25 protein-coding genes and 1 tRNA gene are annotated in these 24,967 nt (G+C 50.4%); 6 read left to right on the top strand and 20 right to left on the bottom strand.

Going from position 1 to position 24,967, the window contains the following annotated elements; all coding sequences use genetic code 11:
* Positions 1-50: 50 nt before the first annotated feature.
* From lpdA to H8S18_RS04455, 13 genes are all read right to left on the bottom strand, one after another.
* Complete coding sequence (gene lpdA / locus H8S18_RS04515) at positions 51-1,436, bottom strand: dihydrolipoyl dehydrogenase (RefSeq protein WP_186857110.1); 1,386 nt, start codon at positions 1,434-1,436, stop codon at positions 51-53.
* A gap of 13 nt (positions 1,437-1,449) precedes the next feature.
* On the bottom strand, positions 1,450-2,658 hold the full coding sequence (locus H8S18_RS04510; protein WP_186857109.1) for a dihydrolipoamide acetyltransferase family protein: 1,209 nt from the start codon (positions 2,656-2,658) through the stop codon (positions 1,450-1,452).
* Between the two features lie 15 nt (positions 2,659-2,673).
* Entirely contained in the window at positions 2,674-3,666 is a 993-nt protein-coding gene (locus H8S18_RS04505; RefSeq protein WP_186857108.1) for an alpha-ketoacid dehydrogenase subunit beta, read from the bottom strand.
* 18 nt (positions 3,667-3,684) lie between these two features.
* Positions 3,685-4,731: a thiamine pyrophosphate-dependent dehydrogenase E1 component subunit alpha gene (locus H8S18_RS04500; RefSeq protein WP_186857107.1), complete on the bottom strand. Its 1,047-nt coding sequence runs from the start codon at positions 4,729-4,731 to the stop codon at positions 3,685-3,687.
* Between the two features lie 18 nt (positions 4,732-4,749).
* Entirely contained in the window at positions 4,750-5,703 is a 954-nt protein-coding gene (gene garR / locus H8S18_RS04495) for a 2-hydroxy-3-oxopropionate reductase (protein WP_186857401.1), read from the bottom strand.
* Between the two features lie 7 nt (positions 5,704-5,710).
* Positions 5,711-6,481 carry an MBL fold metallo-hydrolase gene (locus H8S18_RS04490; RefSeq protein ID WP_186857106.1) on the bottom strand — a complete coding sequence of 257 codons (771 nt, stop codon included), beginning with the start codon at positions 6,479-6,481 and terminating at the stop codon, positions 5,711-5,713.
* A gap of 280 nt (positions 6,482-6,761) precedes the next feature.
* Positions 6,762-7,814 (bottom strand): uroporphyrinogen decarboxylase family protein, encoded by a 1,053-nt coding sequence (locus H8S18_RS04485; protein WP_186857105.1) that lies wholly within the window; start codon positions 7,812-7,814, stop codon positions 6,762-6,764.
* 4 nt (positions 7,815-7,818) lie between these two features.
* Positions 7,819-9,039, bottom strand: a complete 1,221-nt coding sequence (locus tag H8S18_RS04480; RefSeq protein ID WP_207721647.1) for an L-rhamnose isomerase — start codon at positions 9,037-9,039, stop codon at positions 7,819-7,821.
* 134 nt (positions 9,040-9,173) lie between these two features.
* A complete protein-coding gene (locus H8S18_RS04475) occupies positions 9,174-10,211 on the bottom strand; it encodes a LacI family DNA-binding transcriptional regulator (protein WP_186857104.1) in 1,038 nt (345 codons plus the stop codon).
* Between the two features lie 159 nt (positions 10,212-10,370).
* Positions 10,371-11,519 carry a uroporphyrinogen decarboxylase family protein gene (locus tag H8S18_RS04470; protein ID WP_186857103.1) on the bottom strand — a complete coding sequence of 383 codons (1,149 nt, stop codon included), beginning with the start codon at positions 11,517-11,519 and terminating at the stop codon, positions 10,371-10,373.
* A 107-nt stretch (positions 11,520-11,626) separates the two neighbouring features.
* Positions 11,627-12,616 (bottom strand): LacI family DNA-binding transcriptional regulator, encoded by a 990-nt coding sequence (locus H8S18_RS04465; protein ID WP_186857102.1) that lies wholly within the window; start codon positions 12,614-12,616, stop codon positions 11,627-11,629.
* A 105-nt stretch (positions 12,617-12,721) separates the two neighbouring features.
* On the bottom strand, positions 12,722-13,804 hold the full coding sequence (locus tag H8S18_RS04460; RefSeq protein ID WP_186857101.1) for a uroporphyrinogen decarboxylase family protein: 1,083 nt from the start codon (positions 13,802-13,804) through the stop codon (positions 12,722-12,724).
* A gap of 92 nt (positions 13,805-13,896) precedes the next feature.
* Complete coding sequence (locus tag H8S18_RS04455) at positions 13,897-14,997, bottom strand: uroporphyrinogen decarboxylase family protein (protein ID WP_186857100.1); 1,101 nt, start codon at positions 14,995-14,997, stop codon at positions 13,897-13,899.
* Positions 14,998-15,307: 310 nt separating this feature from the next.
* Between H8S18_RS04455 and H8S18_RS04450 the strand changes: the two genes are divergently transcribed.
* Entirely contained in the window at positions 15,308-16,177 is an 870-nt protein-coding gene (locus H8S18_RS04450; RefSeq protein WP_186857099.1) for an AraC family transcriptional regulator, read from the top strand.
* 4 nt (positions 16,178-16,181) lie between these two features.
* Here the strand turns inward: H8S18_RS04450 and H8S18_RS04445 are convergent, their stop codons facing one another.
* The 4 genes from H8S18_RS04445 to H8S18_RS04430 are packed head-to-tail and all read right to left on the bottom strand — an operon-like array spanning position 16,182 to position 19,245.
* The gene (locus H8S18_RS04445) at positions 16,182-16,514 is read right to left on the bottom strand and encodes an L-rhamnose mutarotase (RefSeq protein WP_186857098.1); all 333 of its coding nucleotides are present in this window, start codon (positions 16,512-16,514) and stop codon (positions 16,182-16,184) included.
* Between the two features lie 55 nt (positions 16,515-16,569).
* Positions 16,570-17,322, bottom strand: coding sequence for a fumarylacetoacetate hydrolase family protein (locus tag H8S18_RS04440; protein ID WP_186857097.1), 753 nt, complete (start codon positions 17,320-17,322; stop codon positions 16,570-16,572).
* A gap of 29 nt (positions 17,323-17,351) precedes the next feature.
* A complete protein-coding gene (locus tag H8S18_RS04435) occupies positions 17,352-18,485 on the bottom strand; it encodes a glycerate kinase family protein (protein ID WP_186857399.1) in 1,134 nt (377 codons plus the stop codon).
* A 13-nt stretch (positions 18,486-18,498) separates the two neighbouring features.
* Positions 18,499-19,245: an SDR family NAD(P)-dependent oxidoreductase gene (locus H8S18_RS04430; protein ID WP_186857096.1), complete on the bottom strand. Its 747-nt coding sequence runs from the start codon at positions 19,243-19,245 to the stop codon at positions 18,499-18,501.
* A gap of 244 nt (positions 19,246-19,489) precedes the next feature.
* Here H8S18_RS04430 and H8S18_RS04425 point away from each other — a divergent pair, with 244 nt between their 5' ends.
* Positions 19,490-20,335, top strand: coding sequence for a tyrosine-type recombinase/integrase (locus tag H8S18_RS04425; RefSeq protein ID WP_186857095.1), 846 nt, complete (start codon positions 19,490-19,492; stop codon positions 20,333-20,335).
* Positions 20,336-20,519: 184 nt separating this feature from the next.
* On the opposite strand, the gene H8S18_RS04420 is transcribed toward H8S18_RS04425, so the two are convergent.
* Entirely contained in the window at positions 20,520-21,989 is a 1,470-nt protein-coding gene (locus H8S18_RS04420; RefSeq protein ID WP_186857094.1) for a carboxylesterase/lipase family protein, read from the bottom strand.
* A 136-nt stretch (positions 21,990-22,125) separates the two neighbouring features.
* Here H8S18_RS04420 and H8S18_RS04415 point away from each other — a divergent pair, with 136 nt between their 5' ends.
* From H8S18_RS04415 to H8S18_RS04400, 4 genes are all read left to right on the top strand, one after another.
* The gene (locus tag H8S18_RS04415) at positions 22,126-22,446 is read left to right on the top strand and encodes a DUF6951 family protein (protein WP_186857093.1); all 321 of its coding nucleotides are present in this window, start codon (positions 22,126-22,128) and stop codon (positions 22,444-22,446) included.
* A gap of 200 nt (positions 22,447-22,646) precedes the next feature.
* Positions 22,647-23,177, top strand: coding sequence for a CarD family transcriptional regulator (locus H8S18_RS04410; RefSeq protein WP_186857092.1), 531 nt, complete (start codon positions 22,647-22,649; stop codon positions 23,175-23,177).
* Positions 23,178-23,375: 198 nt separating this feature from the next.
* Entirely contained in the window at positions 23,376-23,627 is a 252-nt protein-coding gene (locus tag H8S18_RS04405; RefSeq protein WP_186857091.1) for a hypothetical protein, read from the top strand.
* Between the two features lie 92 nt (positions 23,628-23,719).
* A tRNA-Met gene (locus H8S18_RS04400) sits at positions 23,720-23,796 on the top strand.
* Positions 23,797-23,905: 109 nt separating this feature from the next.
* Here H8S18_RS04400 and H8S18_RS04395 read toward each other — a convergent pair.
* Positions 23,906-24,184 carry a phage holin family protein gene (locus H8S18_RS04395; protein ID WP_186857090.1) on the bottom strand — a complete coding sequence of 93 codons (279 nt, stop codon included), beginning with the start codon at positions 24,182-24,184 and terminating at the stop codon, positions 23,906-23,908.
* A gap of 18 nt (positions 24,185-24,202) precedes the next feature.
* Entirely contained in the window at positions 24,203-24,940 is a 738-nt protein-coding gene (locus tag H8S18_RS04390; protein WP_186857089.1) for a C40 family peptidase, read from the bottom strand.
* Between the last annotated feature and the right edge of the window lie 27 nt (positions 24,941-24,967).

Below are 24,967 nucleotides of genomic sequence, written 5' to 3'. Positions count from 1 at the left end.
CGGAAAGCCCCGCGCGGGGCCATCCGCACATCCGGATTTTTTTTAACCGCTCAAATATGAATCGGTTCTCCTGACGCCATGTGCGCCGCTTCCATGATCGCTTCGCTGACCGTCGGATGCGGATGCACAACTTCCGCCATTTCTTCTACCGTCATTTCCATGCCGAGATATCCCACGATACCCCAAACCATTTCCGTAACATGGACGCCCGTCATATGGGCCCCCAGGAGCTGACCGTATTTTTTATCATATACCAGCTTCACAAAGCCCGTATCGTCCCCATAGGAAATGGCTTTTCCGTTTGCGGAAAGGGGAAATACCGCCGTCCCAACCTGATATCCTTCCTCTTTTGCCTTTGCTTCCGTAAGGCCCGCGCTGGCCACTTCCGGTACGGCATAGGTGCATTTGGGAATATTATTGTAGTTGAGGGGTTCCGTACGCTTGCCGCAGATATGACCTGCCGCCTGCATCCCCTGTGCGCTCGCCGTATGCGCAAGCGCAAGCTTGCCCGTCACATCGCCGATGGCATAGACTCCGGGAACGCTGGTACGCATATTTGCATCCACTTCAATATATCCGCGCCGGTCCATTTTGATTCCAAAGCTTTTTAAATTGAGTTCTTCCGTATTCGGCCGCACCCCTGTCGCCGCGAGAATACATTCGCTCTCGAGCGCAAACGTTTTGCCGTCCTTTTCAAACTGTGCTTTGACCGTTTTGCCATCGTTTTCAACGCTGGTGAGCTTTGTCCCGACATGCACGTCAAAGCCTTTTTTCCTGAATTCTTTTTCAACCAGGGCGGAAATTTCCGCATCCTCATTGGGAAGTACGCGGGGCAGCATCTCTACGATATGCACCTGCGCTCCATAGGAACGGAACACCGTTGCAAACTCCATTCCGATTGCCCCTGCTCCCACAATTATAATACTTTTCGGCGCTTTCGTCACCTGCAGCGCCTTTTTTGAATCGAGAACATTGGGCATGGAATAGTCGAGCATCGGAAGCGCGAACGGCTTGCTTCCCGTAGCGATGATGATATTCTTCGCATTGAGTTTTTCGCCTGACGGAGCAAGCGAAAGCTCCAGCTTGCCTGAAAAACGCGCGGACTCTTTATATACCGTGATTTTATTTTTTTTCATCAGGTATTCGATGCCTTTGACAAGCCTTGCGCTTACTTCACGGCTGCGTTTTTGTGCAGTCGCGTAGTCCGTCTTGATTTCCCCCACCGAAAATCCGAATTTTTCTCCCTCGGAAAGATCGCGTACAATTTCCGCATTCCTCAGGAGGGACTTGGTGGGAATGCAGCCCCAGTTAAGGCATACGCCGCCAAGATGCTCTTTTTCTACAAGCGCCGTTTTTTTGCCGCCAAGCGCCGCTTTGATGGCGGCCACATAGCCGCCTGGTCCTCCGCCGATTACGATTACGTCATAATTTGCCATGTCATCCACCCCGTCAGATCAGCAGTTCCGGCATCTCTACGAATTCCTTCAATGTTTTGAGGAACCGTGCCGCCGGTGCGCCGTCCACAATGCGGTGGTCAAACACCAGGTTCATCTTGAACGTTGTGGTCAGTTTCGGCTTTTCGTTTTCATCCGGCACAAACTCCTTTTTGAGCGCGCCCACGCCCAAAATGCAGCACTCCGGCGGGTTGATGATCGGCCCAAACTCTTCTACCCCGAACATGCCGAGGTTGGTGATCGTAAACGTCCCGCCGCCCATGTTGTCCGCAGAAAGCCGCGACGCCTGCGCATCTTCCACCATTGCCGAAAGATTTTCCGATACTTCGAGAAGGCTTTTTTGATCCGCATTTTTTACAACCGGAACCATAAGCCCTTTTTCCGTATCAACCGCAACGCCTACATTGACATCGCGTTTTACGAGCAAATCATTTCCTTCAAGGACCGTATTGATGTTGCGGTGGATGGTCAGCGCTTTTGCGGCCATCTTCGCAAGGATCGCATCCATACTAACCTTGATTCCTTTTTCCTTATACTTTTTGCGCAGCGCAAGGAGCGCCGTCGCATCTGCCGTAGTCACAAGGCCTACGCACGGCTTTTCAAGCGTGCTCTGCGTCATGCGTGCGGCAATTATTTTGCGCATTGGGCTCATGGGGATCACATCGAGGTTCTCACCCGCGCCAGGAGCCGCTCCGCCTCCGTTTGCAAGGAAATTGAGCACATCATTTTTCACGATACGCCCGCCCGGGACTGCCGGCGGAACGATATGAAAGTCGATTCCGTTTTCTCTGGCAATCTTTTTCGCAAGCGGGGACACGCGCACGCGCGCCCCTGCCGGTGCGGGAGCAGCCGCCTGAGCCGGAACCGGCGCGGGCGCCGCAGGAGGAGCCGCCTGAACCTTCGGTTCTTCTGCCTTCGGCTCTTCCGCTTTCACCGGAGCTTCTTCTTCCTCTTTATATTCCTCTCCCTCGTCTATAAGGACCATAATGTCCGTATAGCATTCCACTGTCTCGCCTTCATCCGCGAGGAGCTTCGCAACGATTCCGCCTTCCGTGGCATAGATTTCCTGTGTGGATTTATCTGTTTCCGCCTCAATGATCGGATCGCCTTCGTTTACCGTATCGCCCGGCTTCACAAGCCATTTTGCGATGACGGCTTCCGTCATATTTACGCCTATTTTAGGCAAAGCCATTTTTCTTGCCATAATCCTACCCTCTGTTTATTTGTTGTCGAGAACCTTGTATACCGCGTCCTTGATCTTCTGTTCATCCGGGATGCACAGGTCTTCAAGGCCCTTATTATACGGCATCGGCACGTTCAATGCGCCTACGCGTACCGGCGGCGCATCGAGGAGGTCGAAGCCCCTGTCGATGATCTCGGAAACAATGTCTCCCGCCATGCCGCCCCGCAGGTTTGCTTCCTGGCAAACCACAACGCGGTTCGTTTTCCCTATGGAATTCATAACCGTATCATAGTCGAGGGGCAGCAGGGAAATAAGGTCGATTACTTCACATGAGATTCCTTCCTTCGCAAGCTCCTCCGCCGCTTTCTTGGCGCGGATTGCCATCATGGAATAAGCCACGATCGTTACGTCCGTACCTTCGCGGCGAACAGCCGCTTTTCCAAACGGCACCGTATAGGTTTCGCCTTCTTCGCCGTCCGGCACCTCGCCTTTCAGTTGGTAACTCCGCTTATGCTCGAAGAAGATAACCGGGTTGTCGTCGCGGAGCGCTGTTTTCATCATACCTTTTACGTCATACGGCTCGATCGGCGCGACTACTTTAAAGCCCGGCACATGGTTAAACCATGCTTCAAATGATTGGGAGTGCTGCGCCGCGATGCCGCCACCCGCGCCAAACGGCGCGCGGACCACAAGGGGCATATGCACTTTGCCGCCAAACATATAGCGCATTTTAGCCGCCATATTGACGAGTTGGTCCATCCCGAGTGTAATCCAGTCGGAATACAAAACCTCAGCAACCGGGCGCAGGCCCGTCGCCGCCGCACCTACGCACGCGCCTACAAAAGCCGGTTCGGAAATGGGCGTATCGATGACGCGGTCCTTGCCATACAGGTTCATCAGGTCGAGCGTAATGCCGAACGGGCCGCCGCGCACACCGATGTCGCATCCCATCATGATGATGGTGGGATCTATTTTCATTTCTTCTTTAAAGGCATCATTGAGTGCCTGTCTAACGGTTATAACTGCCATTTTTCGTTTCCTCCAACCTTAATAGATGATCTCGCCGTCTGCATAGATGTCGTCATACAGCGTATCTGCCGACGGTTCCGTGCACTCGTTCTGCGCATAGCTCACTGCGTCCGCGATCTCATCGATCGCATCCTGCTGGATCGCGTCCACTTCTTCTTCGCTCAGGAGCTTATTGCTGATGAAGTATTCCTTCATGCGTTTGATCGGTTCGTATTCCCAGAAAATTTCGTCCGCTTTCAGATCCCGGTACCACTGGTCATCCGCTACGAAGTGCCCGAGCAGGCGGATATAGCGCGCTTCAATCAGTGTGGGGCCGCCGCCCTTCCTGGCTTTTTCAACAGCCTTTTTCACCGCGTTATACACATCGAATACGTTGAACCCGTCAATTTGTACGCCTTCAATGCCGTAGCCAATGGCACGCTTGTAAAGATCCGTCTCTTTCGCGACCCAGCCGAGCTTTGTCGCAATGGCATACTGGTTGTTTTCAATCAGGAAAATCGCCGGCAGGTCCCACGCGGCTGCCATATTGATGGATTCGTGCCACACGCCCTGGTTTGTGCCGCCGTCGCCGTGGAAACAAATCGTAACCCGGTCGTTCTTCAGAACCTTGGCTGAAATCGCGCTGCCGATTGCAATCGGCATACCGCTGCCCACGATGCCCGTTGCGCCCAGCATTCCGATATCGACGTCCGCAATGTGCATCGATCCGCCTTTGCCGCGGTTGAGGCCCTCATACTTTCCGTGGAGTTCCGCCATCATCGCGCGCGTGTTTCCGCCTTTGGCGATGGTGTGTCCGTGGCCGCGGTGCGTGGAGGTGATGAAGTCATCCTTATTCAGGTTTTCGCAAGCACCGACCGCGATTGCTTCCGCGCCCACGTAAGAGTGCGCGAGGCCGTAGATTTCATTTTTCATCCACAGCGTTTTTACCTGGGAGTCAAACTCCCGGATGAGGCACATCTGGCGGTAGATTCGTTTTTGTTCGTCAAGCGACATCCCTTCGGGCGCCTTCAGTTCCTTTAATGCCGGCAATGTTTGTTTTACATAAGCCTGTGTTTTCTTATCCATGATTTTTCCCCTTCTGCTTTAGTCTCTTCTTACTTCCACGCCCGCCAGTTTTTCATAATGACGGATAATCGCGTCGTGATCGTTCTTTTCCATGCCTGCTACCTTGAGTCCCTGCATGATTTCCATGACTTCAGCCGTCAACGGTATGGGCGAATTTACCGAGTGCGCACAGTCGAGCGCGTTTTGCAAATCCTTGATGTGAAGTTCAATACGGAATCCCGGATTGAAGTTGCCGCTGAGGACCATTGGCATTTTTGCATCAAGCACGGTTGATCCTGCAAGGCCGCCGCGGATTGCATTGTATACTTTTTCCGGATCAACGCCGTTTTTCGTCGCCAGAACCATCGCCTCGCTCATGGCCGCAATGTTGAGGGCCACGATGATCTGGTTCGCAAGCTTGGTAACGTTGCCGCTGCCAACCGCACCCACAAGCACCGCGGACGAACCCATTTTAAGAAGCATTTCCTCGACCTTTTTAAACGCCGCTTCATCGCCGCCCACCATAATGGCGAGCGTTCCATCGATGGCTTTCGGCTCTCCGCCGGACACCGGGGCATCGAGCAGGATCACGCCTTTTTTTTCACACTCCGCAGCAATTTCCTGCGATGCAATCGGCGAAATAGAGCTCATATCAACAATAATCGTTCCTTCTTTTGCATGTTCGAGCACACCGTCCGCCCCCAGCACAACTTCCTTCACGTGGGGGGAGTTCGGCAGCATCGTTACGATAATATCCGCAGCCTGCGCAACTTCGGCAATTGAAGGCGCCGCCTGCGCGCCCGCTTCGCCAAGTTCTTTGACTGCCGCATCCACGATATCGTAAACGATGAGGTCATAACCTGCTTTTACCAAATTTTTTGCCATAGGTTTCCCCATGATTCCAAGGCCAATAAATCCAACTTTCGACATACCATTTTCCTCCGTAATATACCGGCGCCGCCGGTAGGTTCTGAGCTGAAACGCTCCTTTTATGACTTGTTTATGATTTGCTTTTCACCGGATATTCGAACACGCCGCCCGGATCCATCACAACCGGAACAGGCGACCCCTCTCCATTTTTATCTTTCATCAAACGGAGAAGCTGTTCAAACTCGCGTACATCCGGGTTATCCTTGTCCGCATAATGGCAGGCCACCGCATATTCGAGGCCCAGCCACTGGCAGGCAAGCGACGCTTCATAGGGCGTCATCTCCCCCGTCAGGAATTCGGGCAGGAAATCGAAACAGTTTTCAATCGTTACGTTCATGAGCCCGACCTGCGGTTTGTGCAGCTCGCCAATCAGTTTCATATCCGAGAACAGTGCCGTATCGCTTGCGTTGTATACCCGCGTGCCGTCTGGCAGGTAAATAATGAACCCGAGTGCAAAGCCGTCCATTGCCGTGCCGTCCGAAAGCCGAACGGACGAACGGTGCATGCTCACCACCGGGCGCACCGTGATGCCGCACTCGCGCACCGCAAGTCCCCATACGCACTGCGTAATCTGCTTTGCGGGAACGCCCTGGTCGATCAGCAGGTTCATTGTCTCGCCGCCGCAGATGATCTTGCTGCCGTCCCGCAGCGCAACCTTTGGCGTATCCTTCATGTGGTCAAAGGCGCCGTGGCTCACAAGGATAAGGTCAATCTTCGGAAGATCATCCGTCTTCACCGGGGCCTTTGGGTTGTCGTCGATATATGGATCGATCAGGATTGTGGTTCCGTCGTCCGCCGTAATCAGAAAGGACGCGAATCCCAGGAATTGAAACTTTGCCATATGTACCTCCTTTAAAAGTCCATGCCGTAAAAGAAAAGATCAGCGAACATTGTGTATTGAAAATTATGTTTAACGTTAAACCAATTTTAACAAGCTGTTTTCTCCTTGTCAATTCTTTTTTTAAAAACAACAAGAATATTCAATTATATAGCAAAAAAGCGATTTTATTTCCTCTTTTTCTTCTTTCCCCTGCCATTTCCGCACAAAAAAACGGGCTGCCTCATCTCGTTCCCTTTTGCAGCCCGCTTTTATTGTTTTGATTTATTTTAGTTTATTTTTTCTATTTTCCATCTGCAATTTTTTCCAAAGCAGCCCGGTCCAGCGGATATGTCCCAAGTTCATGCGCCTGTTCCAGGAAATATTTATAATTTTCCGGATTGATTCCCTTATGGATGGAATTGCTTGATGAAATAATATGTCCGCCGCCCTCCGAGGCATCCAACAGGCAGCGCGCAGTCTCTTTGCGCACATCGGCAAGCGGTTTTTCCACCAGAGTTTCGACGCAGTCGATATTCCCTTTGAGTGCGATCCGGTCGCCATATGTCTTTTTCATGTAGCCGATATCCATACCGCCCAGCGGGTCGATGGGATCAAGACAGTCGATTCCCGAATCCACAAGTTCCGGAAGCACAGCCCTAAGATCCCCGTCCGAATGCTTGATGACAAAGAGCCCTTCGGCTTTCAAATTCTGCACCAGTTGTTTAAAATAGGGATAAACTTGGTCTACATACATATCCGGCCGCATCAGAAGGCCTGTATTGTTGGCAATATCGTCCCCAATTACTACGGCCTCTACACCGATTTCCCGCAGATTATGGCCGATGCGCGTACTGTGCTCGACGCACATCTGCATCAATTGGGCCGCGAGTTCCGGCTGGAGGTAGAAGGACATCAGGAAATCTTCAAACCCCATCATATCACGCGGCAGGGAAAAGATGTCCTTCACGCGCGCCACAACTCCCACTTCCCCATCCGCTTCCTTCAATGCCTGCCGGATGGAATCAAAACGGTGCTCCGCATCCGGATCCGGCACCTTGAAATTTTTAAAATCGTTTTCATCCTTAATCGGATAGCCGACCGGCGTTGGATATTCATCATAGCTGATGCGTTTTACACCCCACTCGTCCACAAAATGTTCGTCGTCGATCTTCTCTTTTGTATAATTGAGCGATACTGCTACAGCATCTACGCCCATTTTTTTGGCAAACTCAATCTGGTTACGGTCGCCCGTGATTGCTTCCGTTACATCCGGATTCAGTACCCATTCCATCGTAGGTACCCTATCCGGCTGCTGCCGTTTTAAAGCGGTAAGGATTCGTTCTCTTCCTGTCATTTAATCAACCTCCCAGTGTATTGATTCCATCAAAACCACGTTCCTGCTTAATCTTTTGTGCATACCCTCCTTGCCGGTAGTTGCGCAGCGGATCCGTATCGGAAAGCCCGAGTTCTATGCGGGCCTGCTCCAAAAGCGGCTGTACGTCCGTGTTAAACGCATCCATTACGATCTTATTTGCACCTACCACATCATACTCTTCCTGCGCCTTTCCAAGCGCTTCCCGGTCAATCACAAGAGCGCGCGCATAGGCCGTTTGCGCATTCATGACAGAATAAATAATGCCTTCGATGCTCGGTTCGATATTGTGCGACTGGTCAAGCATATACGTGATATCGGTCTTGACGCCGCCCTGTTCCGCATCGATAATTTCTTTATAGATCAGGAACAAATCCATCGGGTTGACGGTGCCCGTAATAAGGTCGTCGTCTGCATAGCGCCTGTTGTTCATGTGGAACCCGCCGAGCATGTTTTCATCAAGCAGCGTTGATATAATTTGCTCAATATTTACGCCTGGAAGATGATGCCCAAGGTCTACAAGTACCTTTGCGCGGTTCCCAAGTTTTTGGCACATCAGCATGGACATACCCCAATCCGCAATATCCGTCGTGTAGAAGAACGGTTCAAACGGTTTATATTCAATGACAAGTTTCATGTCCTCGTCCATTGCATCGTATAATACCTTAAGCCCTTCATAAAGGCGGTGCTTGCGTTCCCTCAAATTATCCTGCCCCGGATAATTTGTGCCATCCGCAACCCACATCCCAATTACTTTGGAACCCATTTCTTTGGCAACGCGTACACAGTCGAGGAAATGCTGCTGTGTGAATTCCCGCACTTCCGGTTTAGGGCTGCAAATGCTGCCGTAAATATACTCCTGGCGCGAAAAGACATCGGGATGTACGGTGCCGATTTTGAGGCCCTTTTCTTCTGCGTAGCTGCGAACCGGTGCATACTGTCCATCCTCCGTCACATCCCAGGCGACGTGCGACGCCATCACCGGCGTAATGCCAAGAACACGCTGTATTTCAGCACAATCGTCGATTTTATCCCATATGGTACGTGCGGATCCTTCTTCACGGAATGTGCCGTAGCGCGTACCGGAATTGCCCACCGCCCACGACGGAAGCTCAATGACCTGCTCCTTCAGCCGCTGCAGGATAGCGGTTACATCCATGCCCTTGTCTTCAAGGGCCGCCGAAAGTTGTTTGAATCGTTCACTCATGTTTTTTCCCCCTGTACCTTTATTCGTTTTCAGGCCGCGATTCGTTAAAACGTTTTAACGGCCTGCCTTATGAAATACCGCTCTTGGCGGCTTTTCAAAGTATTCTTTTTATGTTTGTTCTGTTTCCCTTGATTTCAGCAGGATTCCCTGACAATAATTTTCTGCGGGAGTATTACATGCTGCGTTTTCTTGTTTTCGCCGGCAAGCGTGCTTTTCATGATATCCCACGCGATACGGCCCATCAATGTTTTATCCTGCTCTACTGTCGTGAGTTTGGGTTCGATAAAATCCGTAAAGGAAATGTTATCGAAACCGACGACGCCGATTTCTTCCGGTATGCGGAAACCTGCTTCTTTGAATGCGCGTACCGCGCCAATCGCCAGAAGATCCGTCGTTGCAAAGATGGAATCGGGAAGATTTTCCTTATCCGTATTTTCAAGAATGCGTTTGATATAGGAATATCCTTTTTCCAGGTTATTCATTTCCATATCTTCGCTGATATAAACAAGCTCCGGATTTACGGAAAGCCCATTTTCCATAAGTCCTTTCTTATATCCTTCATACCTGTCATTGAGGTTTCTCAAACGGGTGGATTCGGAGAGGAAACCAATCCGTTTGTATCCTTTTTTGCACATCATGCCGATCACCTTGCTGACCGTCGCCACATTGTCGAATTCAACCGTGGGAAGATCAAGCTCGTCCACACGGCGGTCTGCAATGACAATGGGCATACCCTCCGCCCGCATACGCTGGAGCAGGGCAAGGTCATCGCAGCCGTTGAACAGCAGGATTCCGTCTACGTTTTTATCCGCCAGGCGCTCCATCTCGATCTCTTCACGCTTGCTGCTGTACTGGTAGCTGACCACAAGAACCGTGTAGCCGTCCTGATACGCGCTATCGATAAAGGAACTCAGCACCGGGGAATAAAAATCATTTGTTACATCCGGAAGCAAAAAGCCGATCACATAAGACTTCTTGGTTCGCAGCGCACGGGCAATTGAATTCGGCTTATAGCCAAGTTCTTTAATTGCCGCAAGCACCCGTTCCGTCGTTTCATCGGAAATAGGCGCGGTTTTATTGATTACATGGGACACCGTCCCAATCGTTACGCCTGCCTTTGCCGCAACGTCAACCATTGTCGGCTTTTTCACTTTTGTCCTTTTCTCTGCCATCGGAACATCCCCTGCGGCTTTATGATTGGATTACTAAAACCTTTTAACCAAAGTATATGGGATATTTTACAATTTGTCAAATTGATTTTAGTAAAATTTCGTGAACGAATTAACTTATGCGTATAGGCCGCCGGTTGGCGGCCTATACGCGGGCAGAAATCAAAGTTTCCCGGTACACAGCTTCTGGAGCATATCCATATAATAGAGGAAATTATCATAACTCACATCCGGCGGTACGGAATGATCCAGCCATGGAATATATCCGCCGTCTTCCACAAGAGGCGCAACGCGCCGCAATTCGTCGTCTATGTCCTTGCCGCCCGTAATGAGCGCCCGCTTGTTGATCCCCCCCATCATCAGGAGATCCCGGCCGTATTCCTTGCGGAACGCATTTACATCCATACCGCACTGTACTTCAAAAGGCAGGATGCCGTTTACGCCCGCCTCAAGCCACAGCGGGACAAGCTTGGTTACGTCGCCGTCACTGTCCACAAAAATCAGGTCGACCCCTTTGGAACGCAGTAAATCCGTAATCTTGCGGTAACGCGGCACGAGATATTTTTTGAACATATCAGGGGAAAGGAGCGGCCCGTTTTTATAACACATGTCTTCCCAAAATACGAAATAATCAAAATCCGTATATTCCCAGATTTTATTGATAATGCGCGTCATACACTCTACCTTTTGGTCGAGCACTTCTTCAATAAAGGAAATATCGTCGTAAAAGAGGTAGGAAAGGTCTTCAATTCCAAACAGGTTTCGGAGCGGTCCGAAAAATCCTCCCTCACGGTCCGCCCACATACGCAGCGGAATCTGACGGTGTTTCCATAGTTTGCACTTTTCTTCCCAGTTTTCCGGAAAACGCTGCTCAAAATTCAGTTCCCAGCGGTACAGGTTTTTGCGAAAATCCTCCCGCGTTTTGATGGGAAAATCAAGCCAATGCGGCATTGATGTTTCCCGCCCCTCCTTCAGTTCCTGCATAACGATTCCTTCATGGTTGCGGAAAGTAATTGTATGTTCATCTTCCCCAAGCTTTTCGTATTCGAAGCCCGGCGCAAAGCCGTAGTAGATGCCTACCTCGTCCTGCCGGTCGCAGCCGAAATAATCCCAAAAGCTGAGGTCGCCCGCGCCGCCGTGCTCCCCGATCTGCTCCGCGAACATATTCGTGTGCCCTTCTTTTTCCCAACGTTTCCACGTCGTCGCCCATACGTCGAGCGGCGGCCACATCGTCACCCGGTCTACCGGCTTATACCGCAGTTGGTTCAAAAAACGTTGCCTCTCCGTCAAAAATCCACTCCCAAAACTCATTTTTCTCTCCCTCCTTTTATACAAATGGTATCGTTACCACTTTTTGTTTTTTGAAAAGCACAGTGGATTGCCCGCTATGCCTTTATCTGTAAAAAATCCCCGTTATTTTATGTTGTTTCGCGCAGGATGAGCTCTCCGCCCAAAAGAAGCCGGGAAGGCTCCTGGTCTGGTTCATCCATACGCGCAAGCAGATGTTTTACCGCAATTTCGCCCACCTGCCGTTGATTCTGTGAAATCGTCGAAAGGCGCGGCCGGCTCCATACGCATAAAGGAATGTTGTCAAAGCCAATCAGGTTCACATCCCCAGGTACGCGCACTCCGTTTTCCTCCAGCCAATTGAGCGCCCCAAGCGCAAGCATATCCGTCGCCGCGACAACCGCTTCAGGTTTTTGGGACCAAAGAGCGCGCGCAGCGCCCGCGCCGCCTTCCATAGTGAATTCCGCTTCCTGAACCAGGCCCGCGTCAAAGGGAATTCCGCTTTCTTCAAGACCGTCGAGGTAGCCCTGGTAGCGCTCCGTTGTTACATCATACGTCCCCAAGCCGCGAATATAGGCGATCCGCCTGCATCCTTTATCGGCAAGGTACCGTACTGCCTGTTTGGTGAGCCCTGAGCCGTCTACACGGACGCAGTCAAGCCGCTCTCCCCGGAGAACATTATCCATTACTACTACGGCAATATTGGTTGAAATATGTTCCAGGTATGCCAGGCTCTTTTCATTGCGGCGATACGCGAAATATAAAATTCCGTCTACCTTCCGGCGCACCATTTCTTTCAAATATTTTTCTTCATACCTGCCGTCCCGCCCGGTGGAGCAGACAAACGTCATATATCCGCTTCGGTCGGCATAGTCTTCCACGCCCGCCAAAAGCTCCATATATCCGTAATTATACTGCTCGGGCAATAGCACGGCAAGGGTATTTGTCGCCCCTTTCCGCATTCCCTGCGCAAAGCAGCTTGGAACATAGTCGAGTTCCTCAATGGCTGCATTCACACGCTCGAGCGTGGAAGCCCGCACATTTTTGCTCCCGCCCAATATTTTGGAAACCGTTGTCTTGGAAACGCCCGCAAGCCGCGCTACATCATAGATCGTACTCATCGCAATACCTCAGGATATCGTGTCATAAGCAATAGGGAGCCGTATCCGGCACAGGGCCATGCAGGAAGAGTTGTTCCTGATTTACGGCTCCTTATTACTTTAACATCAATACTGGCCGTATTCAATGATGGTGTCGATCATAGCCTTATAATTTTCCACCTTCACATCGTTCATAATACTGTGATTCGAGCTGCAGATGTACCGTCCGCCGGGCTTCAGGCGTTCCAGATGCTCGCGAACCTCGGCTTTTACTTCATCCGGCGTGCCAATCGCAAGCGGCCCTGCAACGTCGATGTTACCGCTGATGGTAATCTTATCTCCGTATTTCTCCTTGATGTCATAAATATCCATGGAATAGGGTTCGATCGGGTTCACCGCATCTACGCCCAATTCCATAATAACGTCGTCAAAAATTTCCGTGATATTTCCACAGCTATGGAACATTACCGGCACACCCGCCTGCTTTGCCATGTTGACCATCTTTTTGTACCGCGGCAGCCACATTTCCTTGAATTTTTCCGGATTCATGAACGTACCCGAGCCAAACGCGATATCGTCCCCCAAAAACAAAAAGGTGATATTGCTGTCAAGCGCAATCTCTATGACCTTCATATAGTAATCCATGCACTTGTCCATCATCACTTCGATAAATTCCGTATCCGTATAGGCCATTGCAAAGAAGTCCTCGAAACCGATCAGGAACTGGTAGCAAGTCTGGAAAATGGTTCCCGTAAGAATAAATGTACCGATTCCCGTTCCCTCAATCGCCTTATTATAAATATCGAAATATTCCTTGCGCGGAGCAAAATCGAGTTCCCAGTTCGGTTCCACAATCTTTTCGAGATCCTCGAAACTTTTAATGCGGCCGTCGTTTACAATATGCAGGTCGCCTTTTTCGTCCTTATATTTGAAAGGCGCCCACAGCGCTTCAAAGCCCATGACGTCCTGCCCATTAAAATTCAGGATTTCTATATAATCCTTTGGATCCATAGGCGGCGCCACAAATGTTTTATCCGACGCGCCGCGCGCTGCCGCAAGGGTAGAACCCGCGTCCCGTCCGAGAATCGCCTTTACGACGTCTTCTTCAATTGCCACCTCAAAATGCGGCACTCTGTCCGGTATTTCTCCGCGCAGAGCTGCCAGCGTGCGTTCCTTATCCGGTTTTCTTAATTGTTCCAAACTAGCCATTTTGTATTCCCCTTTCTTTTATCTCCCCAAAATTGCATCGTTACCACTTTTTATCATTTGAAAGGCGCGTCCCTCCGCACCTTTCTTTTCAATCAATACTGTCCGTATTTCTTACACATTTCGATGAAAAATTCCACCCGCTCCGGCGATACGTCCGGCTGCATGATATGCGCAGGCGCGATCATATATCCGCCGCCCTTACCAAGGATTTCACATTTTTCCTTGATATCCGCCGCTACTTCCTCGTCTGTCCCCTGCGGAAGCAGGTATTGCTGGTCAATCGCTCCCCAGAAAGCAAACATATCGCCGAACTCATCCTTGATTTCCCGCGGCGAATGCCCTGGCACGCCCGGCTGAACCGGGTTAAAGATATCAAACCCGATTTCCTTGATATCCGGCAGGAGCGCCTTAACCGCACCGTCCGAATGCAGCGCCATGATGATATCCGGATTTTCCGCTTTCATTGCACGGATCAGATTCGCATAATGATCTTTCAGCATACTGCGGAACATATCCGGCGAAAACAGCAGGCTCTGCTGCGAACCGAAGTCATCGCCTACCCAGATTGCATCTACTCCGCGCCGCACAAGTTCAAGGCCCACCTGCGTTTGGAACTCTTCGCATTTCTGGAACAGGTATTCCACATATTCTTCCTGCATCGCCATGTCAAGCAACAGTTTTTCCAACCCTACGAGCTGCTGGCCGAGCGAAAGGATCGTTACTTCGATATCGCCGATAATGAAGTAATCCTCTTTATACTTATTGACATAATATTCTACATCTGTATAGCGGGACGGATCGCGCGGATCCGGCCACTGGTATGCGTCTATGTCTTCCTTCGTGCGCGCATTCGCAAGCGGATAATCGAGTATTTCCACATAAATCGGCCCTTGCATGAGGCGCATGCCGTATTCATTATACCAACTGCCGTCTTCAAGTTTTTCCGGCTTGAAATCCGCCCGTTCCGCAGCGCCTACAACCACTGCATCGCTTCCCAGAGCGAGCCGCACTTCGTTTCCACTGATGCGGTAAGTAACGTCTTCAAACAGGTTATTTGTATATCTGGATTCGATCCCAAGCTTTTCTGCAAAATGATCCTGCAGCTGCCGGCACAGATCAAACTGCACCGGAATACGGTCGGGCATTCCCTCTTTTACCTTGAGCGCTCTTAGCACGCGTTCCCTGCTGTTCATGGCGTCAACCTCCTATGATACACTTTTTTTGCTTTTGGTTTCCCAATATCTTTTTCGCCCCCGCATGTGCGGCATTTTAGTTCCGGTTAAATTGAAGGCACAAAACTTGTAAGGATACCATTTCCTGAATAACATCCATATTATACGACTAAATGACGTTTTTATTTAATGATGTCTTCTGCTTCCGGGAGGGAAATGGTATTGTTTTAAACTTCCTTATTTTGTATAATACTAACATAGTGCGGCTGGATTGTAATCATCTTTTCGTGCCATATTATATACTTTTTTTGCTATTCTTCAGGAGGCAGTCATGATTGTACGCGAACCGAACCGTGAGTACAACCTCGATATTACCGATGAATCCTGCGGGGTCATTGCCAATGCTTCAGCCCTCGCGCGCAGCCTGCCTTTTTTCGTATACTGCGCTGGACAAATCGGCGCGAAAAAAGAATGTTATACGAAAACGTGGTATCTTGACGGCGTGTTGCTGCTCGTAACGACGCGCGGGCAGGGCCGTTTTACCTATCAGGGAAAAACGTGCGTCCTCGGCGTGGGTGACATCGTCTTTATTGACTGCACACAGTATCACGAATATTGTACGCTCGGCGATTTCTGGGAAAACTATTATATCCGTTTCGACGGCAGCGCAGCCCGCACCTATCACGACTATATCAACCGGGACGGATGGCGTGTACTTTCCTGCAATGATATCAAGGCTACGAGAAAACTGGTGGGGGAGATTATCAATTTGTGCCTGTCTCCAGACGACCACGCCCCACTCGAAATTTCCCTCGCGCTTTCCCGTATTTTAACGGAGCTTGCGGTAAGCACGCACAGGAGTATGGAGACATCCGAACTTTCTCCTGCCGTAAGGCAGGCAAAAGAGTTTATCGACCAGCACTATGCCGAGCAAGTTACCCTTGAAGACATTGCCCGTGCTTCCCTTTTGAGTCCGTACCATTTGTCGCGCACTTTCAAGGCACAGATCGGCGTCGCACCGCATGCCTATCTTAACCAAAGGCGTCTTGACAAAGCCAGGCGCTTGCTGCTTACCACGCAGATGACTGTACAGGATATTTCAGACCGCGTGGGTTTTTCCAATGTGAACATTCTCATCCGGTCATTCAAAAACGCCGCGGGAATGACCCCCACGGCGTTTCGTTCCAAAAATTTTTATTGATCCCTTAGTCTGCAAGAAGCTCTCCGTCAAGCTGCTGGTTCAGGTCGAAGATCTTTTCGCACATCACAGGTTCCGCAGCAAACCACGGACATACCGTAACATCCCATTTTTTGCAGACATCTGTCGCGCGCAGGCGCGCGTCGCACTCCTCATGCGTCGTATCGTCCGGGCATTCCAGGTAGATGATGCTTTGGTCTTTATGATAAAAAATTGCTTCGTTTGTATACCCGGCGGCGCGGATTGCTTCCAGCATTTCCCTCCAGGGGTTATTGTGGATGCCGATATATTCGTCCCTGCACTCCGGCTTGATTTCGATGACGCATAAATACTTTTTCATTGTCAATTTCTCTCCTTTTATTCTATTTTCAGGCAGACGGCCCTGCCGCGCGCCCTTATTTCACATAGTTCACAAGCTCGCCAATCCCTTCGATTACAACTTTAATTTCATCGCCGCTTTTCATGGGGCCGATGCCTCCCGGCGTGCCGGTGGTAATAATATCCCCCGGGTACAGCGTCATGAAGCCGCTGATATACTCCACAAGCGCAGCCGTATCAAAAATAAAATCCGCTGTGGTATCATCCTGCACCACTCTGCCGTTCAGCACAGCCTGCAAATGCAAATTATCGCCGTCGGCCTCTGTTTCAATCCACGGCCCGAACGGCGAAAAGGTGTCAAAGCCTTTGCAGCGCGCCCATTGTTTCGTCATATCCTGCAAATCGCGCGCGGTCACGTCGTTCATGCAGGTAAAACCAAGGATATAACTTTTCGCGTCCTCTTTTTTTACTTTGGAACATTTTTTCCCGATTACAATCGCAAGCTCCGCTTCATAATCGAGCTGCTTGCATACGTCCGGTTTTACGATTTTCTCAAACGGATTGATGATAGAGCTTACAAACTTCGAAAAAATAAGCGGTTCTTCCACAAGAGGCATACCAATCTCTTCTGCGTGTTTCCTGTAGTTAAGCCCCACCGCTACGATGTTTTTGGGCACAGTCGGCGCGAGCAGCCTGACATCGCCAAGCTTTACGTGTTCGCCTGTAAGCGAAATTTGTTCATAAGGCTGCCCGGCAATTACGGAGATATCGTCTCCATCGAGCACCCCATAGAAGTCTTTCTCATATTTTTCAAACCTGCATATCTTCATGTTAGCACCTCGCTGTATCAGGATTCATTTTACCTTACCGCACAATAAGCACGCAAGAGGGATTCCGTCAGGAACTTCAGGTCCTCCACGCTTGTCTTTCGCGCCTGCTCATAAGGGACGGCTGCTTTATTGGTGGAAAAAATCGCCGTAATACCTTCCTCGTAGAGATCTTCATACCCCGCGCCCACGTCGCCCACCAGCGCGATTACCGGGACCTTTTTTTTCCGGGCGCGCCACGCGACGCCTACGGGTACTTTCCCCTGCTTGCTCTGTCCGTCGATCTTGCCCTCGCCCGTGATAACAAGATCTGCGCCTTCAAGTTTCTCATCGAACGCCGCCGTATCCAGAATCAAATCGATTCCCGGCTCCATCCGCGCGTCCAGGAACGTTTTCAATGAAAGCCCCAGGCCGCCCGCGGCTCCCATCCCGCTCTCATCCTTGCGGTCAATCCCCGTAAGCTTTGTCAGGATACTGTTGTAGTGCAGGAGCCCTGCGTCAAGCGCTTCCACCATTTCCGGAGTCGCGCCCTTCTGCGGGCCAAAAACATGGGCCGCGCCATTTTTCCCGGCAAGCGGGTTTTTAACATCGCACGCAATGGTAAGCTTTACCCGCCGGATTCTTTCAGGAAGCCCGGCCGCATCAATAGAAGCAATCCGTGCGAGCCCTTTGCCATCGGGCGTGACTTCCCGCCCCGTTTCATCCAAAAAGCGGACGCCCAGCGCTGTAAGCGCACCGATGCCGCCATCGTTTGTCGCGCTGCCGCCAATTCCCAGAATAATTTTTGTACAGCCATTTTCCACGGCGTTTGCAATCAGCTCTCCCGTCCCGAATGTCGTTGCATTCATGGGAGACTTTTCTTTTTCTACAAGAGGCAGGCCGCTTGCCGCCGCCATCTCGATCACCGCCGTTTCCCCATCTGGAAGGATGCCATATTCCGCCTCTACCGGCGCGCCCATCGGCCCGGTGACTGTTTTCCTGCGGCGCATTCCGCCAATTCCGGAAAGGTAGGCGTCTACCGTTCCCTCACCGCCGTCCGCAATGGGTATTTTTACCACTTGCGCATCCGGCAGGTATTTTTTAACGGCATCCTCGATATAACTGCATATTTCAATTGAAGTCATCGTTCCCTTAAATGAATCGGGCGCTATTACAATTTTTTTCAGCACTGTTCTTTCCTCATCCAAAATACATTCCGCCGTTCACGTCTACCACCGCGCCCGTAACAAAGGCGGCTTCATCCGAGCACAGGAATACAGCCACGTTCGCAATCTCTTCCGTCTTCCCAAACCGCCCGAGCGGAATCTTTGATACAAGATCGTCAATCTTTTCCTGTGGAAGCGTATCGAGAATGCCCGTATCCGTAGAACCCGGCGCAATCGCGTTTACATTAATTCCGTCCTTTGCCAGCCGCGAGGCAAAGCCGCGCGTAAGGCCGATGATCCCCGCCTTGGTTGCGGAATAGCCGAGCCCATTCGCAATGCCGCCGTTGCGGCCCGCGAGTGAAGACAGGTTAAGCACTTTTCCATATTGTTTTTCCCTCATATAGGGGAGAACCGCCTGCGTTGCAAAAAATACGCTTTTCAGGTTGATATCCACAATATTGTCCCACTCTTCCTCCGTCACGTCTTCAATTGGCGTTGTGTGGAGGATTCCCGCATTGTTAATCAGGATATCCACACTGCCAAACATACCGGCAGCGGTCTTAACCATGTTGCGCACGTCCGCCACCGACTTGACATTTACCTGCACCGCTTTGGCGGAAAGTCCTTTTTCACAAAGCGCTGCTTCTACTTCCTTCGCGCCTTCAAGGTTCATATCCGCAATCACTACGTTTGCGCCGTTTTGGGCAAGCAATTCACAGCAGCCACGTCCAATCCCTTTCGCTCCGCCCGTAACAATCGCCGTGCGTCCCGTAAAATCCATAAAATCATCCCCTTGGCTTTTGATTATTTTTCTGTTTTTGCTTGAAAAGATTCTCGACTTTATTAATTAGTTTAACGTTAAACCGCATCCTTGTCAATGTGTTTTTTGTTTTCCACGCATTCGTCAATTATAATCCGTGAAACATACAGGCGGCGCATGGCAAAGGCAACTCTACGTGCTATAAATAATAGTAGCAATAATTTTATCCCCAATATATAAGTATTCCACGACCAAAGGAGGCAATATGGAAATTACATTGAAGAAGCTCAAGCACGGCACGCAGGAATATCTGGATGTGCTTGCGAAAAAAGGGCTCGCAGGATCTACATTCAACGTTTACGCACGCAACCTGGCTTATATGAACGGTTATTTTGAGCATGAATGCGGCCTGCACGGGATCACGCCTGAAGATGTAGCTGAATTTCGCGCCCATGTGGAAGCCAAATATAAAAACGCCACTGCCATCAATATTATCGGCATCACAAACCGTTTGTTCCGCTTTATGCACGAAGAGCGTTTCTGCATCAGAAATATCAGAAAAAAGCAGCCGGAACGCCTTCCCGAAGTGCTTACGCGCGCGGAATATAAAAAGCTCCTTGCCGCGGCGGCGCGCGAAGACAGCAAACTGTATTATATTATCCGCACGGTCGCTGGCACGGGAATCAACTACAGCGATCTTGAATTCATCACTGTAGATGCGGTAAAGAACGGTTATGCAAACGCCGAGCGCAGCGGAAAGGCATGGGATATCGTCATCTCGCGTAACCTCCAGGAGGTGCTCAGCCAGTATTGCCGGGAAAACGGCATTAAAAACGGTATTATTTTCTATGGGAGGGGTATGAACCGTATTATCGACCGTGCCTATATCTGCCGCCAGCTCAAGATTTTGGGCGGCATGGTAAAAATCGACGAATCCAAGCTTACAATGCGTGCATTGCGTTTGTTTTTCTCATATATGTACCTGCAAAGCGAAAATAACATTTTTGAATTGAATGAATTGCTGGGCAACAAGATGTATGCCGCACGTCAGATTCTTCCTTCGCGCAGCATCAGTGAAAAAAGCCGTACACTGGCAAAACTTGGATTGTAAAAAGAAAACGCCTATACCCCAGCGCGCTTGCCGAAAAAACCTCACTGCCGCGCGGCCGCAAAACCGCCATATGAGCGCAGGCCTGTCTCTTGCCAGCAAATAACAGTTTAGAAAACGCCGGTCAATTCCCGCGATAAAAGTTTATCGACAGCCTGAATGCGCTGCTCTGGGGCGTACTTGCACATTATTCATCCCAGCAGCTTGAAAAGCTGGTTTGTTTGAAATGAGTCTTTTCATATTCCCGACAAATTTCTTTTTCGACGGCAGGAAGTATGGAGCAGTGCTTTGCGTAACATTTTGCCGGAATATCCGTATTGGTACATTTCGGCCATTTCACCTCGCCGGTGCGCGCAAACAAGCCGAAATCCCGTTGTATTTCGCGTGAAAGCTCCCGCGCCTTTTTCATGGATGGAGAAAGTAGAAAAATCAGTTTACCCATTCCGGCCTTAAAATTTCCAAATACAAACGGAATATCACTCGAGTGAAATGCGTGCAGGCCGCTCACTTTCATGGCCGGCGTTTCGTAGTCAAAGCGGTACATCCATGTGTCGCAATGGCGGCTGTATTCCTGGACATACCATATATTTCCCATACGGAATACCATATCGGAAAACATCATTGCCTGCCCGCGCCGTTTTCCATAACGCTTTTGGTAAGCTTGTGGAATGCGTTCCTTGCACTCGGCTGTTTCATGCTCCACACCCGCCTGCATGATACCATCCACATCGAGCACTTTTGCCAGTGGTTTTATCAGCAAAAATGACATTTCCTCCCGTGTTGTGCCAATAAGCATGGGGATTCCCTTTGCATATCCGCCGCGGGCGGCGGCAATCGGATAATCGGGAACAAGCGTCCCATCCACCGAAATACGAAACGTTCCCGCTCCAAGCCCGCATGCGGATACAAATTCATGCTGGCAGGCCGGAATTTCTTCCGCAGGGATGGAACGCAAGCCGTCCGCGGTCCGTATTCCCGCCGCTTTGCAAAAAGCCCTCGCCGTACGCCTGCCTTCCTCCCGGCCCTGCAGGAGCGTTGGGCCGCCGCTCATTACGATACATTTTGCAAAAAGCCCTCTGGCAGAGGGAAGGACAGGAAGCACGCTTGTAATTGTCCCGCCTGCCGATTGGCCAAAGACGGTGACGTTGTCCGGATCGCCGCCAAAGGCCGCGATATTCTCTTTGACCCAGCGCAGGGCTTCAAGTACGTCCCACAGCCCACAATTGGCATGAAAGCCATCGTGCATGAACGAAAAATCCAGAAACCCCAAAATTCCCACGCGATAATTAAATGTTACGACCACAACGTCTTCATTATGCGCAAGATTTGCACCGTTATATGCTTCCTCACTGCCGCTCCCGCCCGCAAACGAACCGCCGTGGATAAAAAACATAACCGGGCGTTTTCCGTCCGCCGCAGGCGACCATATATTAAGATACAGGCAGTCCTCGTCCATCGGGCTTCGCTTCCCATTTTCCTGCGGGCAGGAAGGCCCGAACTCTGTGGCAGCACGTATTCCATTCCATGGCCGGACGGGACGCGGCGGCGCAAACCGTACGGGCGGCTGCGCATACGGGATTCCCCGCCATACGATCGTTCCGCCGTCTTCCGTTCCTTTTACCATTCCGCAATGCGGACGCGCTACAAACTCCTGCAACGAAAACATCTCCTTCTAATGCCGTTTTCCCTTATCATACACCACGAAATTGCAAATGAAAACGCCTGTCCGCATTTTTTTGGATTGCGCCGCGCCGCAAAAAGGAGTATGATAATCCAAAAGGAGGGTGGAAACGATGACAAAAGTACTTATTGATCCCGGCGTTTGCGGCCTTATTACCAGCGTCGAAGCGCATTCAGACGACCAGATGACCGTGGAAGTAACAGTGAAATCCGGGTGCGACAGCATACGCGCCATGATGGACGAGCTTGGCAGCACATTCGATGCGTATGAGATCTGTTTGAAAAAGCCCGGCGACGGAGTATTTTTCGACTATGCCAAGGAGCATTTCCCGGTTCATGCCGCATGCCCCGTTTTATCCGGAATCATCAAATGTATGGAAGCGGAATGCCGGCTTGCGCTTAAGAAAGACGTATCGATCAAATTTGAAGATTAACAGCTATTTAGGGACTCCCCGCACGGATGGCGGGGAGTTTTAATATATCTATGAAAATTCCCTCTGCCATTTTTGTGAAAAAAGTGGTAGAATGAAATTAGAAGGTCAGCGTGCAGTTTGCTTTGCGGAACGTAAGTCCAGCTCGTGCAAACCGCACGTTTTTTTGTCAGGGTTGTCGCGCTAAGTTGAAGGAGGACAAGATGTTTCAGGTGAATGAATCGGTTTTATATGGCATACAGGGCGTTTGCAAGATTGTTGAGATCGCAAAAAAGACTTTCGGTAAGACATCTGTTGAATATTATGTCCTGCGGCCGATTTATGACGGAAAAGACACACGGGTTTTTGTGCCTACGCAAAATGAAGCGCTTACATCTAAAATGCGGCGTGTTCTTTCTCCCGGGGAGGCACATGAAATCATTCGCCAGATACCGGATGAGGAACCCATTTGGATCGAAGATGAAAATGAACGCAAAGTCCGTTACAAAGAAATTCTTGCGGGCGGCAATTGCCGCGAACTGATCCGGCTGATTAAGGCTTTGTACCTCCATAGCCGCACCTTGCAGAAAATGGGAAAAAAGCTCCATTTATCCGACGAGCATTTCTTAAAGGATGCCGAAAAAGCGTTGTATGACGAGTTTGCACATGTTTTGGAACTTCAACGCGACGAGGTCCTGCCGTTTATTTTCGAACAGGTTCAAGCGCCCGCGGAAAAAAACAACGACCATGTATAAAGCAGGCGATTATGTAGTTTGTAAAGGTGGAGGCATATGGCATGTTCTGGGATCAAAAGGAGCTTCCCCGGTGTTGATAGCCGCACGAAAATTCCGGCGAATAGCAGACGCCGGATGCATGCAGTGAAGAGATTGTGCGCCCGGTGACTGCAAAGGACGATTTGCTGGATATCCGCAGCCGTTCCCTACATACGAACCATGCAGGCGCCCGGTGCCAAGACGCGAAGAGAATTTTATAAAGACTCCCTGGAAAAATATGATGAACTCGAATGGATTCGGGTCATTAAAACCGTATATGTTCAAAAGCGCGAAAAACGCCTGATGCCGGGGAAAGACGAATATGGGAGGCGTGCTAAGCGTTTCCTGCATGGAGAAATTTCAGCGGTGCCCGGCATTCCCTTTGATAGAGTGGAGGAATATATCGCTTCTATCGCGGACGGCGTGTGGTGAAATCCGGAAAAATATTTTTATCAATCCCGCAGGAAAATTGTTGCTTTTAGAATGGGCGTATGATATTATATTGCAAGACAATTTAATCGAATGGCGGCGTAGCTCAGTTGGCTAGAGTACTCGGTTCATACCCGATTGGTCGGTGGTTCGAATCCACTCGCCGCTACCATCAAGACCCTTTTAAACAGTAGGTTTGAAGGGTTTTTATTTTGGTTTTGACCACACTTTTGACCACACCCAGCAAACAAAAAAGCGGGAGCCGAAGCCCCCGCCCTTCGTCATTCCTTCGAACTGAACGTATTCTTTACCCTATCGATCAGCGTCTTTGCCGTCTCAAATAGGCCGACGCTCAAAAGCCCGCTTGCGATACCGCCGATCAAGATTTCCGGCGTAAATGTCCACGCCTCAAGCCATGAGTTGACGATCACGCCAATGGCTACCAGAAGTGCCGGAATCCAGTTGTTCGGCAACTTCGTAATCGCGTGTTTAAGTACAAACCCGAGGCCGAAGCAAATACCCATTACAATAGGTATTGCGTACTGTTCCATAATTTCCATTCCTTATTTCTCCTTTCCTTATTCCCACAGGATCGCCCATGTCTTTGGGCCAATGATCCCATCTACCGCGCCAATGTCACGGCCTTCATTTTTCCGCGCCTGCTGGAAGCGCTTTACGGCTGCTTCCGTCCTTTCTCCAAAGATACCATCAATCTTTCCCGGCTGTGCAAGATGTTTTTCAAGCCGCTCCTGCGCCCGTCTCACGTCTTCGCCGCGCGTTCCATTGGAAAGGTTGCGCGTAAGAGCGGGAACGTTCTGTGAAGGTGCTGCGGGCTGTGGCGCGGACGCTGCGTAGTCTACATCGCGCAACTTGCCCCAGTTCGTGAAATCCCGCGCGCTTAACGTCGTTTCCACCACTCCATAGGCTTTACCGCGCGATTCAATGACTTTACTGCCGCCGATATAAATCCCTATATGCCCGCTCTTCCAAACGCACACACCCGGCACTTCCGGGATCGTCCCGATTGCCCCACGCTCAAAGCATCTGTCATAAAGACCGTTTGCCGTCATATCGCCGTAGCTGGGCAGATAATCCCTGAAGGCCTCGATGATAAGCCCGGAACAATCTACAACGTGCTTACCAAACCATTTAGCGCATTCCTTGATATAGTAGGACAAGGGCTTTTCGTTATACCTTTCAAAAAACCGCTTTCCCACATCCTCGGAATACAATTCGCCCTGCCCGCCGAGGACATACCCCCAGCCTAGCCTTTTCTTGCAACCCTCTATGAGCTGCGCCGCTGTAATTTTTGCCATTATAATAGCTCCTTTCCAAAATAAAAA

The sequence above is a fragment of the Christensenella tenuis genome (assembly GCF_014287795.1).
GTDB classification, from domain to species: Bacteria; Bacillota; Clostridia; order Christensenellales; family Christensenellaceae; genus Christensenella; species Christensenella tenuis.
The sequence above is the reverse complement of the archived record's forward strand: the minus strand, read 5'-3'. Positions and strand labels throughout refer to the sequence as shown.